Source organism: Luteimonas sp. Soil_C_16 (assembly GCF_057657295.1).
On the sequence record NZ_JBDGIS010000006.1, the window covers coordinates 58,734 to 80,504 of the forward strand.

A 21,771-nucleotide genomic window follows, 5' to 3' on the forward strand; every position below is an offset into this window, starting at 1 on the left:
GCGCGACTGCGGCGTCGCGGGCCGCCCGCTACACTATGCGGTTCCCCGACCGGCTGCGCCGGCGCTAAGAGACCGAACCATGAGCGCCGAGTCGCCCATCACCGCTGCCGAGACCCCCAAGTTCACCGATCTCGCTCTGCCCGAGACCCTGCTGCGCGCGCTGACCGCCGTCGGTTACGAGTCGCCGTCGCCGATCCAGGCCGCGACCATTCCACCGCTGCTCGAAGGCCGCGATCTGCTGGGCCAGGCGCAGACCGGTACCGGCAAGACGGCCGCGTTCGCGCTGCCCGTGCTGGCGCGCATCGATCCCGCCCAGCGCAAGCCGCAGGCGCTGGTGCTCGCGCCGACGCGTGAACTGGCGATCCAGGTGGCCGAGGCGTTCCAGAAGTACGCGGCGTTCATGCCCGGCTTCCACGTGCTGCCGATCTACGGCGGCCAAGGCTACGCCCAGCAGCTGAGCGCGCTCAAGCGCGGCGTGCAGGTGATCGTCGGCACGCCCGGCCGCGTGATCGACCACCTCGAGCGCGGCTCGCTGGATCTGTCCGAACTGCGCGCCCTGGTGCTCGACGAAGCCGACGAGATGCTGCGCATGGGCTTTATCGACGACGTCGAGGCGGTGCTGAAGAAGACCCCGGACACGCGCCAGGTCGCGCTGTTCTCGGCGACGATGCCGAGCCAGATCAAGCGCATCGCCCAGACCTATCTGAAGAATCCCGTCGAGATCGCGATCAAGGCGACCACGACGACGGCCGCCAACATCCGCCAGCGCTACTGGATGGTGAGCGGCGTCAACAAGCTCGACGCGCTGACGCGCATCCTCGAGGCCGAGCCCTTCGACGCGATGATCATCTTCGCGCGCACCAAGCTGGCGACCGAGGAGCTGGCGCAGAAGCTCTCGGCGCGGGGCCTGTCGGCCGCGGCGATCAACGGCGATCTCGACCAGAAGCAGCGCGAGCGTGCGATCCAGAACCTCAAGGACGGCCGACTCGACGTGCTGGTGGCGACCGATGTCGCCGCGCGCGGCCTGGACGTCGACCGCATCAGCCACGTGCTGAACTACGACATTCCCTACGACACCGAGAGCTACGTGCACCGCATCGGCCGCACCGGCCGCGCCGGTCGCAGTGGCGAGGCGATCCTGTTCGTGGCCCCGCGCGAGCGCGGCATGCTCGGCGCGATCGAACGCGCGACGCGGCAGAAGATCGAGCAGATGCAGCTGCCGAGCGTCGAGACCGTCAACGAAGCGCGCGTGTCCAAGTTCCTCGAGAAGATCACCACCGCGCTGGGCAGCAGCGAGCTGGGCATGTTCCGCGAGCTGATCGAACGCTACGAGCGCGAGCACAATGTGCCCGCGGCCGAGATCGCCGCTGCGCTGGCCAAGGTGGTCCAGGGCGACACGCCGCTGCTGCTCGAGCCGCCGCGCAAGCCGGAGAAGCCCGCGTTCGAGCGCGAGTTCGTCGAACGTCCGGGTGGCCGCGAGGCCTCGCGTAGCGCGCGCGAGCCGCGTGAGCCCCGCGAACCGCGTGCGCCGCGCCCCGACACCGGTCCGCGTGATCCGGACGTCGGCATGGAGACTTTCCGCATCGAAGTCGGCTACGTGCACGGTGTGCAGCCGGGCAACATCGTCGGCGCGATCGCCAACGAAGCGGATCTTGAGAGCAAGTTCATCGGCCGCATCGACATCCGCGACGACTACAGCCTGGTCGACCTGCCGGAAGGCATGCCGCGCGAGCTGCTCGAGCACTTGAAGAAGGTGCGTGTCGGCGGCCAGCCGATCCGCATCCGCCGCGCCGAAGACGCCGACATGACCGCGGCCCCGCCGCGCGCCAAGCGTCCCTTCGGTGCGAAGCCGCCGGGTCACAAGCCCGGTGGTTTCAAGCCGGGCGGCCCGCGCAAGGGTCCGCCGCGTCGCGATCCGCGCTGAGGCGTCGCGGCGCCGTCAGGGCGTGAGGTTGTAAGACGTCAGTAGAGCTGCGCGTCGCCCCAGCGGACGCTGGGGCCCATTCCGATCTTTCACGACGAAGCTCGAGATCGAAGTGGAGTTCCCAGCGTGACCAGACGTGCCCGCTGGGATGAAGGACTGCGTTCTGCGTTGTTTCGCAGCGCGACCGTTCCGCTGTTTAGAATCGAAAGATGTCCCGCATCCTCGTCTTCCAGCACGTCGCGGCCGAACCGCTGGGCACGCTCGATCCGCTGATCCGCCGGCGCGGGCACCGCATCCGCTTCGTCAATTTCGAACGCGAGCCCGATGCGCAACCGAGCGTGGACCGCTATCGCGGTCTGGTCGTGCTCGGCGGGCCGATGAATGTCGAAGAGCGCGATGTGCGACCGCATCTGCTGACCGAGTTGCGTGCGATCGAACGCATGCTCGAACTCGGTCGTCCGGTGCTCGGCATCTGTCTGGGCGCGCAGTTGCTCGCGCATGTGCTCGGCGCGCCGGTCCGACGCATCGAACGCCCCGAGATCGGCTGGTATCCGCTGATGACCACCGATGCCGGCCGGCTCGATCCGGTGCTCGCACCGCTGGGCGCGACGTCGCCCGTGTTCCAGTGGCACGGCCGGCATTTCGAAGTGCCGTCGAGCGCCGTGCATCTCGCACGCACCGACAGCTGCGAGCAGCAGGCCTTCCGCTACGCCGACAATGCCTACGGCTTCCAGTTCCATCTGGAGATGGACCCGCCGCTGATCGAACGCTGGCTCGCGACGCCCGCCTATCGCGACGAGCTCGCGTCCTCCGGCCTGCCGCACGACGACGCCGCGATCCGCGCCCTCACGCAGACCCACATCGCCCCGATGCAGGCGCAGGCCGAAGCGGTATTCAACAATTTTCTCGATCTCGTCGGCCGTCCGGACAGGCGCTTCGTCTTGCCGTCCCGCGAATTCGGCTGAGGCATCCGGGCCAAGCAGGTCTTCCGTGGGAACGCGCTCCGACCCGACGCGATCAGCGGAGCTTGATCTCCGGCATCGGCATGTCAGGCAGACGCACGTCGGGGCCCAGCACGTGGAACAGTTCGCCCAACGTCGGCCAGCCGAACACCGGCGCGAGCCACCAGTAGGCGGCGATCACGATCAGCACCGTGACGATCAGCCGCAGCACCACACCGGCGACCTTGAAGGCCAGCCAGATACCGAGAATCACGAGAACGAAGCCGAGCCAGGTCATGCGGGCACGCCGTCGCGCAGCGGGTGCAGTTGCGGATCGAGCGCGACGCGGTTGTCGAAGACGAAGCAGCGTCCGTCGTAACCGAATCCGCCGACCTGCTCGAAGTAGCCGAGGATGCCGCCGTCGAGCTGCAGCACATTGCCCATGCCGTCGGCGCGCATCCACAGCGCGGCCTTCTCGCAACGGATGCCGCCGGTGCAGAAACTCACGACTGTCGCATCGCGCAGGTCGTTGCGATGCGGGGCGAGCGCGTCGGGCAGTTCGGTGAAGTTGTCGATCGGCAGCGTCAGCGCATCGGCGAAGGTGCCGAAGCCGAACTCCTCCCGGTTGCGCGTATCGAGCAGTACCAGGCGCTTGCCGGCATCGTCGTGACCCTGCGCGATCCAGCGTGCCAGCGTGTCCGGCGCCACATCCGGCGCGCGTGCAGGCGCGTCGAGCGGCAGGGCTTCTGGCCTGCGGAAGCTGATGATCTCCGGCTTGACCTTGACCTTGAGGCGGGCGAACGGCAGCGCTTCACTGCGGCTGCGCTTGACCTGCAGCGTCGCGAACCGCGCATCGCTGCGCACGGTGTCGACCAGCGTGTCGATGGCTTCGATGCTGCCGGCAAGGAAGAGATTGATGCCCTCGGGCGCGACCAGCACCGTCCCGCGCAGCCCACCCGCCTCTGCCAACGCATGCAGCCACGCGGCGACGGCGTCCGGATCGTCGAGGGCGACGAAATGGTAGGCGGCGAGGTTGTCGATCATGGGCGCAATTGTAGCGGGGCCGGCAGCAGACCTTTGCTCCGAAGCCCTCCCCCGCGTGCGAGGAGGGTCGGGTGGGGGCGAACCTTCAGATTAAGGCTCGCAACAGATACGCAAGGGCGTCTCACGAAACGGAAATGCGACGATCGCGGACTTCGCCCCCATCCCATCCGTCCCCCGCACGCGGGGCAAGGAGCCGTCCTGCGCATGTATCACCGCCTCGCGCAGAGACGGATCAACGCTCGTAGTTGTCCCGCACGAACCGGTCGAACAGCCGCACGCCATACGCCGACGCACCCGCTGGCGTCGTCGACAATTCGTTGCCGTCGCGCCAGGCCATGCCGGCGATGTCGAGGTGTGCCCACGGGCGACCGGCATCGACGAATTCGCCGATGAAGTGCGCCGCCGTGCCCGAGCCGGGACGGCCGCCGCCATTGCGCATGTCGGCGATCGGCGATTCCAGCAGCTTGCCGTAGCCCGGATGCATCGGCATGCGCCACACCGGCTCGCCGGCGGCGTTGCCGGCGCGTTCCAGCTGCGCGGCCAGGGCGTCGTCGCGGGTGAACAGGCCGGCGTAGTCGTTGCCCAGCGCGGTGACGATCGCACCGGTCAGCGTGGCGATGTCCACGATCACGCGCGGAGCGTCCTGGCGCTGCACGTACCAGAGTGCGTCGACCAGCACCATGCGGCCCTCGGCGTCGGTGCTGATGACTTCGTACGTCTTGCCGGCGGCGGTGCGGATCACGTCGCCCGGGCGCGTGGCCGACCCCGACGGCATGTTCTCCGCCAGCGCGGCCACCGCCACGGCATTGACCTTGGCGTTGCGGCCGGCGAGCGCGAGCACGGCGCCGGTCGCACTGGCGGCGCCGGTCATGTCGTACTTCATGCGCCACATGTTCTCGCTGGGCTTGATCGAGATGCCGCCCGAATCGAAGGTGATGCCCTTGCCGACGAACGCGACCGGCGCCTCGCCGCGCGTGCCACCGGCGTACCGCACCACCATCAGCCGCGGCGGCCGCACGCTGCCCTGCCCCACGGCGAGCAGGCTGCCCATGCCCAGGCGCTCCATCGCCGGCACGTCCAGCACTTCGATGCTGACGTTCGCCTTGCCCGCGAACGCTTCGCGCGTGCGGGCGACGAATTCTTCCGGCCCGAGCGCGTTGGCCGGCTCGGTGACCAGATCGCGGGCGAACTTCACGCCTTCGGCGACGGCCTTCCAGTCGCCGTCCCAGGCGCTCGCGGCGCCGGTGCCGGCCGGACTGCGCACGACCAGCGTGCCGGTGCCGGCCGCATCGTCGGGCGTGCCGGTGGTGCGGTACCGGTCGAAGCGGTATTCGCCCAGCGCTGCGCCGAATGCGAGCTGCGCAGCGGCACCCGCCTCGGCGCCCTCCCACAGCACGTCGACCTGCGGCGCCCTGCTGCGTGCGGCGAAGCGGCCGATCAGGCCACCGACATCCTCGATGCGTCGCGCATCCGGCGTGTCGCTGCCGGTCCCGACCAGCAGCACGCGATCGAAGCCGGCGATGCCCGGCAGATCGAGCTGGCTGTCGGCCTTCCCGCTGAAGCCCGCCGCGGTGATCGCACGCGTCAGCGCACCCTGGCTGCCGGCATCGATGCGCGCGAACGCGCCCGTGCGGGCCGTGCCCTCGGCAGCTTCCGGTACCGCCAGCACCAGCGTCCCACTGTCGGGCATCTCGCCCGCTTCGAAGCGGATCTCGCGCTGCGCGGCGGCAGGCAGGGCGGTGAGTGCGGCGATCAGGGCGATCGGGGCGGCGAACAGGGTGTGCGAGGACGTGCGGCGTGCGCGCATGGAATCTCCGGGCGATGGCTGGGGTCTGCCGCGCATGGACGCGGGCAACCGTCGACCTTAGCAAGCGTCACCGGACGCAGGCCGTGCCGATGGTCATGTACGTGCCGCGATTCGCCTGTTCATCGGGGCCGGTCGATGTCATGCAATGCATGCCGAGCCGCACGCACCCTGCGTTCGCTCTGCGAAGAAAAAAGGTGTGTAAAGCATGAGACATCCGGTATCGCGATCGCTTCAACAGCAACGCACGAACAAGGGACGACTACGTCTTCAGCGATCCGTCTTTCGCAAGATGGCTGCTCGCCCACATGTTGTCGACGAGATTCGGATAGCGACGACCCGCCTCGTCGGCACGCTGACGGGCGCACTTTTTCTGCGCGTCGGTCAGGGGTTCGCGCGCGGCGCGCGGTTTCGGATTCGGCCGCTTCCACGGCTTCGTCTTCGGCTTGGGATGCGCGCGATCGTTCGGCGTGGTCATGGGCTCGACTCTGGTTGCCCGCCCCCGCCCGGCGACATGACGCCGGCGCGGGCGGTAACGGACAGGCGCGCAGTTTCGCGTGGCAATCGTCGCCGCGGAGTGATGCGACCGCAGACAACCAGCGCGCCTCAGCGCGACAGCATGTAGCCAGGCACGGCCATGAGGCCGATCAGGAACACGATCGCGATCACGATCAGCACCACGCGCTTCGGATCGTTGCGCACGATGTCGCCGAACGTCTCGGCTGTGCCATCGCGCTCGGCCTGCGTCTGTGCGGCTTTTGCCTGCGCCTGGCGTTTCGCCTGGTATTCGGCCATCAGCGCCTTCGCGCGCGGCAGATCGTCGTTCTCCCGCAGCCAGATGCCGCCCAGCGAGATGCCGAACGGGCTCGGACGGGTCTGGTACCAGGGGATGCCGGCCTCGTCGAGAAACGCGCAGACATCTGCGGCTTCATCGTCGGGCACGTAACGCAGATTGAGCAGCAGTTTCGCCATGCGGCCATGATACCGGCACGGCGCCGCGCGGGCGCGTCAGCGCTTGGTCGTCACCGCGCGGCGCAGGTTGTGCCGGGCCTGCGCGTCGAGCCGTGCGTGGAAGCCGTCGTCGAGATAGATGCGCGGTCGGGCCAGCAGGGATTTCAGGAAACGCCGCCGGTTCACCGCATACAGCCAGCGCGGCACGTGGCGGTATTCGGCGGCGATGCCGCGATCGTAGGCGTCGAACGCGACATCGTCGGCAGCGAGAATCGCCATGTCGCAATCGAGGAAACGGCGCGCGTCGCCGGCCTGCGGATCGTCGGCGAAGTCGCCCGGCGACAGCTGTCCGTGACGCGCGGTCAGGCGGATGAGATGGGCGACGCGCGCCGTGTCGATGCCGGCATCGGGCAGCCAGCGCGTGATGGCATCGACCGCAAGATCCGCCGAACGCGCTTCGTTGTCGCCCGCGCGCGCGTCGTAGATCGCATCGTGATACAGGATTGCCAGCCGCACTTCGAGCGGCTGCGCCCAGCCGTCGCGCGCGGCGACCTCGTCGAAATGCCGCAGCAGCGTCTCGACGTGTCCGAAGTTGTGATACGCCCGCGGCGGCGTGGCGTAGGCCGATTCGAGCGCGGTCCGCATCTGTGCCGGTAATGGAAACACAGTGGTCTCTGGATTCGACATGACTTATCCCGCCTGCCAGGGACGCACGACCAGCAGCGCGCCGATGCCGACGAGCACGGCGCCGATCAGGCGCACCGCATCGACAGGACGCGGCTGCGCCAGTACGCCGTAGTGATCGAGCAGCAGCGAGCCGGCCAGTTGACCGGCGACGATCAGGCAGATCATCCCGGCCGCGCCGAGCCGCGGCACCAGCAGCGTGCCGCAGAACACGAACACCGCGCCGATCAGTCCGCCGCACCACAGCCAGGGCGGAAGACTCGTGAGCGTACGCATCGTCGGCAGCGGCGTGCGCGTGACCAGCAACACCAGCGCGAGCGCGAGCGTGCCGACCGCGAACGACAGGAACGACGCGAACAGTGCGCCCTGGGTCAGCGCGCCGACGCGTGCATTGAGCAGCGCCTGCAGCGGCAGCAGCATGCCCACGAGCACGGCCACGACGATGCTCAGCAGCAGCCAGTGATGCATGCGCGACTCCGCAGGGGGATGGCGCCCCAGTCTACCGCCCGGCCGGCAGATCGCCCGGCGCGCCGTCGCGCGGCAGCGTCCACAGCGCGATGAAACTCAGCACCGCCGCGCCGGCGAGATACCAGCCCACCGACGCCAGACCATACCGCTCGCCCAGCCAGGTCGCGATGTACGGCGCCAGCGAGGCACCGAAGATGCCGGCCAGATTGAATGCCAGCGAGGCGCCGGTGTAGCGCACCGCGGTCGGGAACTGCTCGGCCAGCAGCGTGCCCACCGGGCCGTAGGTCAGGCCCATGAGCCCGAGGCCGATCATCAGAAAGGCCAGCGTCGCGATGTGGCTGTCGGCGACGAACAGCGGCGCGAAGCACAGGCCGAACACGACGATGCCGGCGCTCGCGAGCAGCATCGCGCGGCGGCGGCCGAAGCGGTCGGCATACAGCGCGGAAATCGGGATCGTCGCCGCGAAGCAGACCACGCCGGCGAGCTGCAGCATCAGGAAATGCTCGCGCGAATAGCCGAGCTGCGACGTCCCCCAGCTCAGCGCGAACACCGTCATCAGATAGAACAGCACGAAGGTCGCCAGTGCGAGCAGCGTGCCCGCGACGACGCCGCGCCACTGGTTGACCAGCACTTCGCGCATCGGCAGGCGCACGCGCGCGCCCTTGTCGAGCACCTTCTGGAAATCCGGGGTTTCGGTGATGCGCAGGCGCACCCACAGTCCCACCAGCACCAGGACCGCGCTGGCCAGGAACGGGATGCGCCAGCCCCAGGCGAAGAACGCGTCGTCGCTCATCACCTCGGTCAGCACGAGGAAGATCGCCGTCGACAGGAAAAAGCCGAGCGGCGCGCCGAGCTGCGGAAACATGCCGTACCAGGCGCGCTTGCCCGGCGGCGCGTTCTCGGTGGCCAGCAGCACCGCCCCGCCCCACTCGCCGCCCAGGCCCAGGCCCTGGCCGAAGCGGCACAGCGCGAGCAGCAACGGCGCGGCGACGCCGATCTGCGCATAGGTCGGCAGCAGGCCGATGACCACCGTCGAGATGCCCATCGTCAGCAGCGCCGCGACCAGCGTTGCCTTGCGGCCGACGCGATCGCCGTAGTGGCCGAACACCGCCGAACCGATCGGCCGTGCGAAGAACGCGAGGGCGAACGTCGCCAGCGACTGCAGCGTGGCCGATGCGGGATCGGCCGACGGGAAGAACAGCTTCGGGAACACCAGCACCGCGGCGGTCGCGTAGATGTAGAAGTCGAAGAACTCGATCGTCGTGCCGATCAGGCTGGCGAACAGCACGCGGCCCTTGGCGGGCGCGGCGGTGGCAGGTGCGGTCATCGGAGTGCGCGAAACGGGGGAGCCGGCGATTCTGCCAGTCGCGCCTGGGTTCCTCGACCGTTGCGTACGCAACCTGTCGGACTGACCCGCGAGCCCCGGATCTTCGAGGCAGCCAGATTCCGCTGCCAGAGCGCTGCGCAACCTGCCCCTGGCAATCGAAAAAAAGGGCCGGTCATCGACCGGCCCTTCGAGTCACAGCAGAACGTGTCGCTGGATCAGTGCGCGTTCTTCATCGCGAGCTTGCGGGTGCGCATCACGTCGTGACAGGCGCGCACTTCCGGCAGCAGACGCACGACGACGTCGCGGGCGGCCGGCGGCGTGTCGGCGTCGCGCGACGCCTCGTCGAAGGCCTCGAGCAGACGATCCTCGGACTCTTCGAGCTCCGCGACGTAGCCGTATTCCTTGTCACCCAGCGTCGCACGGACCTTGCCGTACATCTGCTGCATGCTGCCGACGAAGGTGCCGGAATCTTCCGGCTTGCCACCCGCGGCCTGCACGGCGGCGCTGAGCTCGCTGACGATCTGCGACTTGGTGGTCGCGATGCGTGCGAACAGCGTCTTCAGCTCGGCGTCGTCGACCTTCTGCGCGGCTTCTTCATAGAAGTCCTTGCCGTCACGGGCAATCGCGATCAGGTCGTTGAGGGTGTGCGCGGTCTTGTTGGACATTGAGGTTCTCCATTCGGGGGAATCAGGGGGCGGCGTGTCGCTGCCGCATCGTCCGTGCGCCTGCCGGACAATGCCGGTGTCGCGGTGCGCGACCGGGAGTGCCGTGGCGCGGATCGATGCGACGCAAGGTATCGATCGCACGGGGAAAGAGGCGTGACGCGCAGGCGACGGTGGCGTGAATGCAGCGCGTTCTGGACGCAGCGAAGCCGGTGATGCTGAATGCCCCGAGTGGCGCGATATGCGGGATGGATAGCGCAAGGCGGCACCCATCGTTCGCTTCCGCCGTAAAGCTCCCGCTGACTCATTACGACAATGGGTTCCGCTGCGCTCTATCCGCCCCACGAGTCCGCGGGGTACGACAATCGAGATGGATCCAAGCTTGGCCAGACGTGCGTCGGTTGAGAGCCGCTGGGATGACGGGTCTGATCTTTGTCGGCTACAAGATTGCGAAGCGTAGAAAAAAGCCGCGCAGGAGACCGGCGCGGCTTCGTGAGCCTCGATGCGATTGGAACTCAGCGCTTGGCGCCCTGCTCCGGCAATGCGTAGTCGATTTCGTACGCCGGCGGCTCGCCGCCCGGACCCGTGAGGTAATGCGTCATCCACTGCATCAGGCGCAGCGAGTAGTCGTAGCGCGACGCGCCGCGGCTGTTGCCGTGGCCTTCGCCCGGATACAGCACCAGCCGCACCGGCGCCTGGCCGGCCAGCTGCAGGTAGCGGTACATCATGTAGGACTGCATCACCGGCACGCGCGGGTCGGCTTCGCCGTGCAGGATCAGCGTCGGCGTGCGCGACTTCTGCGCATGCGTGATCGGGCTCGTCTGGCGGTACATCTCCGGGCTTTCCCACGGCCAGGTCTGCATGTGCACGTTGTACTGCTCGTAGGGAATGTCGCCGGTGGTGACCAGGCTCGCCTGGTCGGAGATGCCGACGAACATCACCGAGGCCGCGAAGCGCTCGCTGTAGTACGTGGCGCCCCAGGCGCTGGCGTAGCCGCCGTAGGAGCCGCCGGTGATGCCGACCTTGTCGCGGTCCACCAGACCGGTTTCGACCAGATGGTCGACGCCGTCGACCACGTCGTCGAACTCTTTCATGCCCGGACGGCCATGGCCGAGCTTGGAGAACGCGACGCCGCGGCCGGTGCTTGAGCGGTAGTTAGGGAAGAACGATGCGAAGCCCTGCGCGGCGGCGACCTGCGCCGGCTGCGAATAGCCGTTGAGCCAGGCGTTGGAGAAATGCGATTCCGGACCGCCGTGCACCACCAGGATCAACGGCACGCGCGCGTTGCCGCGGCGCTCCAATGGATGCACGAGCAGGCCTTCGAGTTCGAGACCGTCACGCGCGGTGTAGCGCACGACTTCCTGACGCGCGAGACGCACATCCTTGAGCCACGGATTGCTGTCGGTCAGGCGACGCGCTTCGCCCGCGCCCGCAGCGAGATGGAAGACTTCTGACGGATGCGTGGGATCGCTGCCGACCAGCGCGATGTCGCCGCGCGGCGACACGCTCAGGCCCATGTGCACCGGGCCGCCCGCGGCCAGCACGGTGCGCGCATTGCCGCCATCGACCTGGATTTCGCCGATGCGGCTCTGCACGCCTTCATGGCTGAGGAACACCAGTGTCGTCGCATCGCGCCAGGCGACACCGCGCACGTGACCTTCGAGGCCGGGCAGCAGATCGCGCTGCGCCCCGCCGTCGCGACCGACCACGGTCAGGCGGCCTTCGCTGGGATCGTTCTTGTCTTCGGCCGAGATGATCGCCAGATGCGCGCCGTCCGGGCTCCAGGCCATGTCGCCGAGCTTGCCGGGGTTGTCGACGCGGCCCAGCTCGCGGCCTTCGACCGAATAGATGCGCACGCGCGCCTCGACCATGGTGTCGTCGGTCAGCTGGCGCGGGGTGACGACGACAGCGAGACGATCGCCGGCCGGGCTCCACTTCACCGCCTGCACGCTGCCTTCGATGGCGATGCGACGCAGCTCGGCCTCGCTGCCGAGCTCAGTGATCCACAGTTCGACCGGGCGCCAGTCTTCCTCGTAGACCTTCTGCGAGAAGCCCTTGTCGCGCAGCGCCTTGCGCGCGTCGCTCTCGCGCTGCGCCGACAGCAGCGCGGCGCGGCGGCCGTCGGGCGACAGGTCGTAGCTGGCGATGTCGCCGGCCAGCTTCGCCACGCGGGTCGACTCGCCGCCGCGCAGCGGAATCGTGTACAGGCCGCGGGTCTCGTCGCCTTCGCGCTTGGACAGATACGCCACGCGCTGGCCATCGGGCAGCCAGCGCGGCGATGCCACATCGACCTTGCCGGTGATGAAGCCACGGCTGTTGCCGGTGCGGTCCACGACGTGCAGCTCCGTGCGCGCCGGACCATCCGGATCGACGCCGAGCGTGCGCGGCACCGACAGGATGTACGCGACGTCCTGACCATCGGGGCTGATCTGCGCCTGGGTGACGGCGCGCGTCTGCGCGACCTGTTCGAGCGTCATCCCGCCCGTCTTCGTGGCCGCGCCCGCGAGCGGCGCGCCTGTGGCCAGCACGAGCGCGCAGGCGAGAGTCCAGATCCATCGTTGCATTCGGTGTTCCCCGTGAACGGTTGCAGTCGACCGGCGACTTTGCAGGGGAATGCGTGGGGGTGCAATGTCGCGGCGGGCATCCGCCCGTGTCAGCCACACCTCGAGTGGCTATCCGCATCCCGTCATCCCGGCGGAAGCCGGGATCCAGTGACGTCGAGGCGATGTCGCCGAGGGCTGCCGACCTGGCGGTACTCACGGTGCTGGATCCGCGGCAGGTCGCTGGATCCCGGCTGTCGCCGGGATGACGGATTGTTCGCCCCTGGTATGGTCTACCGCCCCGTCACCGTCCGATGCCGCACCATCCGCACCGCGATCCTCGGGAACACTTCGGGCAATAAAGACCGCACCGAAATCGGCACGCGCGTCGTCAGCGCTTCGGCATCGAGTGCGGGCAGTGCACCACGCCAGGCAAATGCGACGCGGTTGCTCATCTTCGGTTCGTCGACCACCAGCACGTGATCGGCGCCGAACGCGGCGCGCAGCTTTTCCACATGTGTTTCCGGGTCGCGCACGTAGAGATTGCAGGCCATCACGCCGGATGCGGTCAGCGCATCGCGGCAGGCGTCATAGAACGCCTGTGTGGAGAGTGCCGCCGGAATGCCGTGCTCGTCGTAGCCGTCGACCAGCAGCACGTCGAAACGGCCGCGGCGATCGGTGACGAAGCGCACACCGTCGTCGACGACCACCGACAGCCGCGCATCGTCGTCCGGAACGCCGAACGCGCCGCGTAGCGCGACCACGTGCGGATTGTTGTCGACCGCCTCGATGCGCGTGCCGGGCAAGTGCCGGTACGCGAACTTCGCCTGCGAACCTCCGCCGAGGCCGACCATGCCGAGCAGCGCCGGCGCCGGTTGCCACAGCAGCGCGGCGAACATCGTGCGGGTGTAGTCGATCAGCAGGCGGTCGGGATCGTTGCCGACCATGCGGCTCTGGGTCTGCCGGCGTACGAACTGCAGCGACACGAACCCGTCGTGCTCGCGTACATAGGGCTTGCGCGGCCCTGCGGCGCCACCGCGCAGCCGTTCGATCCAGCGGCCCAACAGGCCGCGTCCCTTCGTGTCCGTCATCGTGCTCAGCGGTTCGACCAGCCGTGCGGCACGTGGCCGGCGGCGACGTGCGGGCGCGCGGACTCGATGTTGTGCTGCGAATCATCGAAGAAGATGTCGGCGCCGAATGCATCGAGGAACGGGCCCTTCGGACGGCCGCCGAGGAACAGCGCTTCGTCCAGGCGCACGCCCCAGGCGCGCAGCGTGCGGATCACGCGCTCGTGTGCGGGCGCCGAGCGTGCGGTGACCAGCGCGGTGCGGATCGGGGCGTCCTTGCCGGCCGGATACGCGGCCTGCAGGTCGTGGAGCGCGGCCAAAAAGCCCCGGAACGGACCTCCGGTCATCTCCTCGCGCGCGCGCTCGCGTTCGTGCTTGTGGAACGCGTCCAGGCCGCCCTCCTGCGACAGGCGCTCGCCTTCGTCGCCGAAGATCACCGCGTCACCATCGAACGCGATCCGCAGCTGGTCGTTGCGATGCGCCGGAGCACGCGCCGGAATGATCGTCGCCGCGGCGACGCCGTTCTCCAGTGCGCGGCGCACCGAGTCGGGATTCGCCGACAGGAACAGCTGGGTGCCGAAGGGCTTGATGTAGGGCCAGGTCGGCTCGCCGGACGTGAACGTCGCGCGGGTGATGCCCAGGTTGTGGTGCTGGATCGAATTGAAGATCCGCAGCCCGCTGTCGGCCGAGTTGCGAGACAGCAGGATGACCTCGACGTGCGGTGCATCGGGCGGCGCGTCGATGTTCAGGGCCAGCAGCTTGCGCACCAGCGGGAACGCGATGCCCGGCTCGAGCACATCGTCCTCGTGGGCGCGCTGGTGTTCGGCGTAGGCCTCGATGCCCTGCGACTCGAACACGGCATGGCTGTCCTCGAGATCGAACAGGGCGCGCGTGGTGATCGCGACGGTGAGCGTGGGAACGGACAGATCGGGCATGGCGGATCGCAGAACGAAAGGGGCGGCGGTGTCCAGCGAGGCGCCGACGGTGCGAAGACCGTGACGCGGCCGGAACGGCCTACGCGAATTATGCGCGATCCCGGCACACGGGCCCCTGACCAACGGCACTGGGCCGCATCTGCGCGCGGGTGCAGCGTGGATCACAGTCCGCACCACGAGGAATGCGCCATGTCGCTGGTCCGCCTGTGTGCCCTCGCCCTGCTCGCGTTGCCGCTGTCCGCGGTCGCGGCGCCGCCGGACGACGATGCCTACGCCGAGGCCCGCCGCATCGTCGACGACCTGCAGCGCATCGTCGCCCCGACCGGCGTGCAGGAGACGCACACCGTGCGGATCGGCGGCATCGACCAGGTGATCACGGTGCGTGGCATGGATCGCGCGAATCCGATCCTGCTCTACGTTCACGGGGGACCGGCGGCGCCGATGATGCCGGCCTCGTGGACCTTCCAGAAGCCATGGGAGGACTACTTCACCGTCGTGCAGTGGGACCAGCGCGCAGCGGGCCGCACGCTGCGGGCGAACGATGCCGATGCGGTCGCGCCGACGATCGCGATCGACCGCTACGTCGGCGACGCGATCGAACTGATCGACTGGCTGCGCACGACCTACGGCAAGCGCAAGGTGATCCTGGTCGGTCACAGCTGGGGCAGCGTGATCGGCATGCGCGTACTGGCGGAGAAGCCCGAATGGCTGCACGCCTACGTCGGCATCGGTCAGATCATCCATCCGTGGAGCGACGAGACCATCGGCTACACGCATGCGCTCGACGCTGCGCGCAGCGAGGGCAACGCCACCGCGGTGGGCGAACTCGAAGCGCTGGCGCCCTACCCCGGCGCCGATCTGCGGGGCGGCCGCATCGACGCGCAGCGCAAGTGGGTCATCCACTACGGCGGCCACAGTGCGTACCGCGACAATTCCGACTACTACTTCCGCGCGCAACGGCTGTCGCCCGACTACACGCCCGAGGACCGGCGCGCGATCGCCGCCGGCAGCACGCTCACGCTCGACCGCATCCTCGGCCAGTGGCGCAGCGTCGATTTCCGCGGCCTGCAGCGCGTGCAGGCGCCGGTGGTGATGCTGCTGGGCCGGCACGACGACACCACGCCCTCACGACCGGTCGCCGACTGGATCGCCGCCGTGGATGCCCCGTTCAAGCATGCGAGGTGGTTCGAGCATTCGGCGCACTTCGCACCGATCGAGGAACCTGGGCGCACCCTGATGACGCTGGTGCAGCGCGTGCGTCCGCTCGCGGTGGCCGCCGGCGATGGCGCAGCGCTGGTCGACTGACGCCGATCAGACCACGAACTGCTCGCTGAGAATCCGCTCTTCGAGATTGTGTTCCGCGTCGAACAAAAGCGTCACGGTGCGCTCGCGGGATTCGCGGATCGTGACCTCGACGACATCGCGCACTTCGTGCGAATCGGCGGTCACGCTGACCGGGCGTTTGTAGGGATCGAGCACGCGGAAGCGCACTTCGGTCTCCGCACGCAGGATCGCGCCCCGCCAGCGACGCGGCCGGAACGGTGCGATCGGCGTCAATGCGACGACGCCCGCACCGAGCGGCAGGATCGGGCCGTGCGCGGAGAAGTTGTAGGCAGTGCTGCCGGCCGCGGTCGACAGGATCACTCCGTCGGCGACGAGTTCCTCCAGCCGGGTCACGCCGTTGAGATCGATCTGCAGATGCGCGGCCTGGCGCGTCTGCCGCAGCAGCGCGACCTCGTTGTAGGCGAGCGAGGTGACGGTCGCGCCGGATTCCGTTTCGGTGCGCATTTCCAGCGGACGCAGCACGGCCGGCTCGGCCGCCGCGATGCGCGCCAGCAGATCGGAGCCCGACGCGGGATCGTCCTGCCGGTAGTGATTCATCAGAAAGCCCACGGTCCCCAGCTTCATGCCGTAGACCGGTTTGCCGAGCTGACCGTGGCGGTGCAGCGTCTGCAGCATGAACCCGTCGCCCCCGAGCGGCACCAGCACGTCGGCAGCCTCGGGTTCGCACTGCCCGTGCAGGCCCGTCAGCACCGACAGGGCGCGTTGCGCGCCATCGGCCTGGCTGGCGATGAAAGCGATGCGGGGCGTTGCGGTCATCGGCGGGCCGGTGCGTGAACGTCGGCGCGCAGCTTAGCGCAGGCGCCGTACGGGGAGGTCGCGCATGCGGCCATACGCGTCCCGGCCCGCCCGGTGGTCGGGCGCGCCGGGCGCGATGGATGGCGGCCTACGAAACGCCGCGTCAGCTGCGCTGCACCAGCTGCGACACGCGCTGCACCGCGACCGAGGCGGTCGGATAGTCCAGCGACTTCTGCGCCGCGAGTTCGCCGAGCATCGCCAGGGTGAAACGCAGCGCGGAATCGTCGCGTTCCAGCCACGCCTGCACCTTGGCCTCCGGCGTGGCGCCCGGCATCGACAGCACCTGCGACACGAGCGCGCGGTGCTGCTGGCCGAGTTCCTCGCGCAGCACGCCACGTGCGACCGCATGCCAGCGACCGTCGACTTCCAGCGCGTCGATCTGCGCGGTGAGCCACGGCAGGTTCAGCGCTTCGCCGAGACGGAAGTGCAGACGCGCGACGTCGACCGGCTTCTGCTTGCGCTCGCTCGCGACCTCGATGATGTCCCACGCCGCTTCGAGATACGGCAGCGCCGCCAGCTCGATCGCGAGCGACTTCGGCACGCCCTTCTCGATCCACGCCTGCAGGCTGGCATCGTGTTCGGCGCGCTGGCCGTCGGCGATGATCTTGCTGCCGTCGCGGATCGCGTGGAAGCCGTCGTGGTAGCGGTCGACCGCGGTGGTGATGTCCGGCAGTGCGCCCGGGCGTGCCAGCAGCCAACGGGTGAATGCACGCTGCAGGTTCCAGATCACCTGCAGGGCGTCGACCTGCACCGACTCGGGCACCTTGCCGTCGAGCGCATCGATCTGGCCCCACAGCGCACGCGCCTCGATCGTCTCGCGGGTGATCGTGAACGCCTTGGCGACTTCACCCGGGCTGCGGCCGCTGTCTTCCTGCATGCGCAGCAGGAAGGTCGCGCCCATGCGGTTGATCATGGTGTTGGTGACCGCGGTCGCGATGATCTCGCGCTTCAGGCGGTGGCCTTCCATCAGCTCGGCGTACTTCTTCTGCAGCGGCTGCGGGAAGTAGCGCTGCAGCTCGCGCGACAGATACGGATCTTCGGGAATGTCGGAGTCGAGCATCTGGTCGAACGCGACCAGCTTCGAATACGACAGCAGCACCGACAGCTCCGGACGCGTCAGGCCCAGACCCTTGGCCTTGCGCTCGGAAATCTCGGCATCCGACGGCAGGAATTCGATCTGGCGATCGAGCAGGCCCTGCGCTTCCAGCGTGCGGATGAAGTGGCGCTTGGACCCCAGGCGCGACACGCTCATGCGCTCCATCAGGCTCAACGCCTGGTTCTGCCGGTAGTTGTCCCACAGCACCAGACCGGCGACTTCGTCGGTCATCGACGCCAGCAGCTTGTTGCGCGCCGGCAGCTTCATGCGGCCGTCCTGCACCAGAGCATTGAGCAGGATCTTGATGTTGACCTCGTGGTCGGAGGTGTCCACGCCGGCCGAGTTGTCGATGAAGTCGGTATTGAGCAGCACGCCGTGCAGTGCGGCCTCGATGCGGCCGAGCTGGGTCAGGCCCAGGTTGCCGCCCTCGCCCACCACCTTGCAGCGCAGGTCGCGGCCGTCGACGCGCAGCGCATTGTTAGCGCGGTCGCCGACGTCGGCATGGGTCTCGCTGGAGGACTTCACGTAGGTGCCGATGCCACCGTTCCACAGCAGATCGACCGGCGCGCGCAGGATCGCCGACATCAGCTCGTTCGGGCTGATCGACGTCGCATCGCCCTCGATGCCCAGCGCTTCGCGCGCTTCGGCCGAGAGCGGAATCGACTTCGCGCTGCGCGGCCACACGCCGCCACCCTTGGCGATCAGGCTCTTGTCGTAGTCCTCCCAGCTCGAACGCGGAATGGCGAACATGCGTTGGCGCTCGACGAAGGAGCGCGCAGCGTCCGGGTTCGGGTCGATGAAGATGTGGCGGTGATCGAATGCGGCGACCAGGCGGATGTGTTCGCTCAGCAGCATGCCGTTGCCGAACACGTCGCCGGACATGTCGCCGACACCGACCGTGGTGAAGTCTTCGGTCTGCGAATTGCGGCCCATCGCACGGAAGTGGCGCTTGACCGATTCCCAGGCGCCGCGCGCGGTGATGCCCATGCCCTTGTGGTCGTAACCGACCGAGCCGCCTGACGCGAACGCGTCGTCGAGCCAGAAGCCGTGCTCGCGGGCGATGCCGTTGGCGATGTCGGAGAAGGTCGCGGTGCCCTTGTCGGCGGCGACGACGAGATAGGGATCGTTGTCGTCATGGCGCACGACATCGTTGGGCGGCACGATCGCGCCTTCGACGATGTTGTCGGTGATCTGCAGCAGGCCGTTGATGAACAGCGAGTAGCAGGCGACGCCTTCGGCGAACTGCGCGTCGCGGTCGCCGCCGACCGGCGGACGCTTGACGATGAAGCCGCCCTTCGAGCCGACCGGCACGATGACGGTGTTCTTGACCATCTGCGCCTTGACCAGACCCAGCACTTCGGTGCGGAAATCCTCGCGGCGGTCCGACCAGCGCAGGCCGCCACGGGCGACCGGGCCGAAGCGCAGGTGGATACCTTCCACGCGCGGGCCGTAGACGAAGATCTCGCGGTACGGGCGCGGCTTCGGCAGTTCCGGCACGCGCGCCGAATCGAACTTGAAGCTGATCGTGTCGAGCAGGCCGCCGTCGCGGGCCTTCTGGTAGTAGCTGGTGCGCAGCGTCGCGTCGACGACGGCGAGATAGCTGCGCAGGATGCGGTCCTCGTCGAGGCTGGACACGCGATCGAGCAGCCCCTTGAGCGCGGCGCGCGCGGCTTCGTACTGCGTGTCGCGATCGCTGCCGCGGGCATCGAGCAGCGGCTGCAGCGCGGTCAGCGTCGCCTCGTCATTGCCGGACAGCGCCTGCAGCTGGGCGGCGAAGGCCTCGCGGCCGGCGTCGATCTGCGCGCGGCTCTCGGCGCCGGTCGCGGGATCGAAGCGCGATTCGAAGACTTCGACCAGCAGACGCGCGAGCAGCGGATAGCGTGCCAGCGTGTCTTCGACGTAGGCCTGCGAGAACGGCACGCCGACCTGCAGCAGGTACTTGCAGTAGCCGCGCAGCATCGCGATCTGGCGCCAGTCGAGATCGGCGCCCAGCACGAGACGGTTGAAACCGTCGTTTTCGGCATCGCCCCGCCACACGCGGTCGAAGGCCTCGGTGAAGGCCTGCGCGCGCGCGTCGACGTCGATCGCGCCGGTGGTGGCTTCGACGTAGAAGTCCTGCAGGAACAGCGTGGTGCCGTCGACCTCGATGCGGTTGGGATGCTCGGCGATCACGCGCAGGCCGAGGTTCTCCATCACCGGCAGCACGTCCGACAGCGGGATGTGCGCATCGCGGCGATAGAGCTTGAAGTGCAGCACCGACTCGCCGGTGGTCGGCAGCGGCTGGGTGTAGAAGCTCAGCTGCAGCGACTCGGACTCGGCGGTCGCGGCCAGCTTCTCGACGTCGGTCGCGGCTGCGGCCGGCGATGCGAACTCGATGTAGGCCGGCGACAGCGCACGGCCGAAGCGGCCCGCCAGGCGCAGGCCTTCCGCCTCGCCGTGACGGCGCACGAGTTCGTCGCGCAGATCGTCCTGCCAGTTGCGCACGATCGCCTGCAGCGCCTGCTCCAGCGCACCCTGGTCGATGTCGGACGCAACGCCGGCGCGCGGACGCACGATCAGATGCAGCTGCGCCAGCGGCGATTCGCCGAGCACGACGCTCGCATCGACGTGATCGGCCTGCATGACCTCGCGCAGCAGCTGTTCGATGCGGCGACGCACGTCAGTGTTGAAGCGGTCACGCGGAATGTAGACCAGCACCGAATAGAAGCGGCCGTAACGGTCCTTGCGCAGGAACAGGCGGCTGCGCACGCGTTCCTGCAGGCCGAGGATGCCGGTGCCCAGACGGAACAGCTCGTCGGGCGTCGACTGGAACAGCTCGTCGCGCGGCAGCGTTTCGAGCAGGTGCTTGAGCGCCTTGCCGCTGTGGCCGGTCGGCTTGAGGCCGGACTCGGTCATCACGTGTTCGAAGCGCTCGCGCACCAGCGGGATGTCCCACGGACGGCGCGTGTAGGCGCTCGAGGTGTACAGGCCGAGGAAGCGCTGTTCGCTGACCACGTTGCCGGCGTCGTCGTAGCCGAGGATGCCGATGTAGTCCATGTAGCCGGGACGGTGCACGGTGGAACGTGCACTGGTCTTGGTCAGGATCAGCGCATCGATCAGGCCTTCGCGGCGCAAGGCATCGGCGCCGAGCTCGCTGATCGGACGCGACTTCACCGCGCCGGGCGTGCGCAGCAGGCCCATGCCGCTGTCGGGCACGGCTTCCAGACGCGCATCGTCGCCCTTGCGCTTCACCTTGTAGGCGCGGTAGCCGAAGAACGTGAAGTGGTCGTTCGCGGCCCAGCGCAGGAACTCCTGGGCTTCGGCGCGGCTCGACTCCGACACCGGAATCTTCTGCGATTCCAGATCGGTCGCCATCTGCAGCATCTTCTCGCGCATCGACGGCCAGTCGGCAACGATCACCCGCACGTCGTCGAGCACGCCGCGCACCAGCGCCTCGATGCGCGCGTTGTCTTCGGGCGTCTGCCGGTCGATCTCCAGATGCATCACCGATTCGGCGTCGCCCTCGCCCACGCCGGTCAGACGGCCGGCACGGTCGCGCGTGATCGACAGCACCGGATGGCCCAGCACGTGCACGCCGATGCCCTGCTCGGCCAGCGCCATCGTCACCGAGTCGACCAGGAACGGCATGTCGTCGTTGACGACCTGCAGCACGGTGTGCGGCGACTCCCAGCCGTGGGTCTTCATCACCGGATTGAACAGCCGCACGTTCGCCGTGCCGGGCTTGCGCTTGCCGGCGAAGTCGAACAGGTCCGCGGCGAGCGCGGCCCAGCCGTCTGCGCTGTGCAGGGGCAGTTCGTCTTCGGTCATGCGGCGGTAGAAGGCCTGCGCGAACGCACCGGCATCCGCGTGCGCGGCCTTGCCCGCACGGCGGCGCACGGCGTCGAAGATCGGGTCGAGCAGGCCGAGGCCGGCGCGGCGCGGCGGCGCAGGCAGCACGCTGGCGGCCTTCTTCTTCGCCGGCGCGGCGGCCCTGGTGGCGGACTTGGAGGATTTCGCCGGCACTGCGGCCGCGGCGGATTTACCTGTCTTGCGCGATGAGGTCATGACGACAAACGTTCCGATGCAATGAGGCCCGCGTTCTCACGCGGGCCGACGGGAAGGAATCTCTCAATACGACGCGGCCGCACGGGCGGCCGGGTCGGGAACCACCGACGCCGCGCGGCCACGGGGGCGGCGCAGGCGACGGACA

At 68.6% G+C, this 21,771-nt stretch carries 17 protein-coding genes; 3 read left to right on the plus strand and 14 right to left on the minus strand.

Annotated features, from left to right (window positions below; genetic code table 11):
* Nucleotides 1-79 precede the first annotated feature (79 nt).
* Both AC3A5T_RS12375 and AC3A5T_RS12380 read left to right on the plus strand, forming a co-directional pair.
* Nucleotides 80-1,924 (plus strand): DEAD/DEAH box helicase, encoded by a 1,845-nt coding sequence (locus AC3A5T_RS12375; RefSeq protein ID WP_487628832.1) that lies wholly within the window; start codon nucleotides 80-82, stop codon nucleotides 1,922-1,924.
* 209 nt (nucleotides 1,925-2,133) lie between these two features.
* Nucleotides 2,134-2,889, plus strand: a complete 756-nt coding sequence (locus AC3A5T_RS12380) for a type 1 glutamine amidotransferase (RefSeq protein ID WP_487628833.1) — start codon at nucleotides 2,134-2,136, stop codon at nucleotides 2,887-2,889.
* A gap of 52 nt (nucleotides 2,890-2,941) precedes the next feature.
* Here the strand turns inward: AC3A5T_RS12380 and AC3A5T_RS12385 are convergent, their stop codons facing one another.
* The 12 genes from AC3A5T_RS12385 to AC3A5T_RS12440 form a co-directional block, all read right to left on the minus strand.
* Nucleotides 2,942-3,163, minus strand: a complete 222-nt coding sequence (locus tag AC3A5T_RS12385; RefSeq protein ID WP_332077451.1) for a hypothetical protein — start codon at nucleotides 3,161-3,163, stop codon at nucleotides 2,942-2,944.
* Nucleotides 3,160-3,909, minus strand: a complete 750-nt coding sequence (locus AC3A5T_RS12390; RefSeq protein WP_487628834.1) for a sulfurtransferase — start codon at nucleotides 3,907-3,909, stop codon at nucleotides 3,160-3,162. Before AC3A5T_RS12390 ends, AC3A5T_RS12385 begins: the two co-directional genes overlap by 4 nt.
* Before the next feature lie 232 nt (nucleotides 3,910-4,141).
* Nucleotides 4,142-5,716: a leucyl aminopeptidase gene (locus AC3A5T_RS12395; protein WP_487628835.1), complete on the minus strand. Its 1,575-nt coding sequence runs from the start codon at nucleotides 5,714-5,716 to the stop codon at nucleotides 4,142-4,144.
* 259 nt (nucleotides 5,717-5,975) lie between these two features.
* Nucleotides 5,976-6,191 (minus strand): hypothetical protein, encoded by a 216-nt coding sequence (locus AC3A5T_RS12400; RefSeq protein ID WP_487628836.1) that lies wholly within the window; start codon nucleotides 6,189-6,191, stop codon nucleotides 5,976-5,978.
* A gap of 128 nt (nucleotides 6,192-6,319) precedes the next feature.
* Nucleotides 6,320-6,685, minus strand: a complete 366-nt coding sequence (locus AC3A5T_RS12405) for a DUF6164 family protein (protein WP_487628837.1) — start codon at nucleotides 6,683-6,685, stop codon at nucleotides 6,320-6,322.
* Nucleotides 6,686-6,721: 36 nt separating this feature from the next.
* The gene (locus AC3A5T_RS12410) at nucleotides 6,722-7,351 is read right to left on the minus strand and encodes an HD domain-containing protein (RefSeq protein WP_487628838.1); all 630 of its coding nucleotides are present in this window, start codon (nucleotides 7,349-7,351) and stop codon (nucleotides 6,722-6,724) included.
* A gap of 3 nt (nucleotides 7,352-7,354) precedes the next feature.
* Nucleotides 7,355-7,816 (minus strand): DMT family transporter, encoded by a 462-nt coding sequence (locus AC3A5T_RS12415; protein ID WP_487628839.1) that lies wholly within the window; start codon nucleotides 7,814-7,816, stop codon nucleotides 7,355-7,357.
* A 31-nt stretch (nucleotides 7,817-7,847) separates the two neighbouring features.
* Complete coding sequence (locus AC3A5T_RS12420) at nucleotides 7,848-9,143, minus strand: MFS transporter (protein ID WP_487628840.1); 1,296 nt, start codon at nucleotides 9,141-9,143, stop codon at nucleotides 7,848-7,850.
* Between the two features lie 215 nt (nucleotides 9,144-9,358).
* Nucleotides 9,359-9,808: a PA2169 family four-helix-bundle protein gene (locus AC3A5T_RS12425; protein ID WP_232134830.1), complete on the minus strand. Its 450-nt coding sequence runs from the start codon at nucleotides 9,806-9,808 to the stop codon at nucleotides 9,359-9,361.
* A gap of 512 nt (nucleotides 9,809-10,320) precedes the next feature.
* A complete protein-coding gene (locus tag AC3A5T_RS12430) occupies nucleotides 10,321-12,369 on the minus strand; it encodes a S9 family peptidase (protein ID WP_487628841.1) in 2,049 nt (682 codons plus the stop codon).
* Between the two features lie 269 nt (nucleotides 12,370-12,638).
* Nucleotides 12,639-13,436 (minus strand): spermine/spermidine synthase domain-containing protein, encoded by a 798-nt coding sequence (locus AC3A5T_RS12435; protein ID WP_487628842.1) that lies wholly within the window; start codon nucleotides 13,434-13,436, stop codon nucleotides 12,639-12,641.
* A 5-nt stretch (nucleotides 13,437-13,441) separates the two neighbouring features.
* Nucleotides 13,442-14,347 (minus strand): 5'-nucleotidase, encoded by a 906-nt coding sequence (locus AC3A5T_RS12440; protein WP_332077461.1) that lies wholly within the window; start codon nucleotides 14,345-14,347, stop codon nucleotides 13,442-13,444.
* Between the two features lie 189 nt (nucleotides 14,348-14,536).
* Here AC3A5T_RS12440 and AC3A5T_RS12445 point away from each other — a divergent pair, with 189 nt between their 5' ends.
* Nucleotides 14,537-15,652, plus strand: coding sequence for an alpha/beta fold hydrolase (locus AC3A5T_RS12445; RefSeq protein ID WP_487628843.1), 1,116 nt, complete (start codon nucleotides 14,537-14,539; stop codon nucleotides 15,650-15,652).
* 6 nt (nucleotides 15,653-15,658) lie between these two features.
* Here the strand turns inward: AC3A5T_RS12445 and AC3A5T_RS12450 are convergent, their stop codons facing one another.
* Both AC3A5T_RS12450 and AC3A5T_RS12455 read right to left on the minus strand, forming a co-directional pair.
* On the minus strand, nucleotides 15,659-16,447 hold the full coding sequence (locus AC3A5T_RS12450) for an NAD kinase (protein ID WP_332077463.1): 789 nt from the start codon (nucleotides 16,445-16,447) through the stop codon (nucleotides 15,659-15,661).
* A gap of 142 nt (nucleotides 16,448-16,589) precedes the next feature.
* Nucleotides 16,590-21,626, minus strand: a complete 5,037-nt coding sequence (locus AC3A5T_RS12455) for an NAD-glutamate dehydrogenase (protein ID WP_487628844.1) — start codon at nucleotides 21,624-21,626, stop codon at nucleotides 16,590-16,592.
* Between the last annotated feature and the right edge of the window lie 145 nt (nucleotides 21,627-21,771).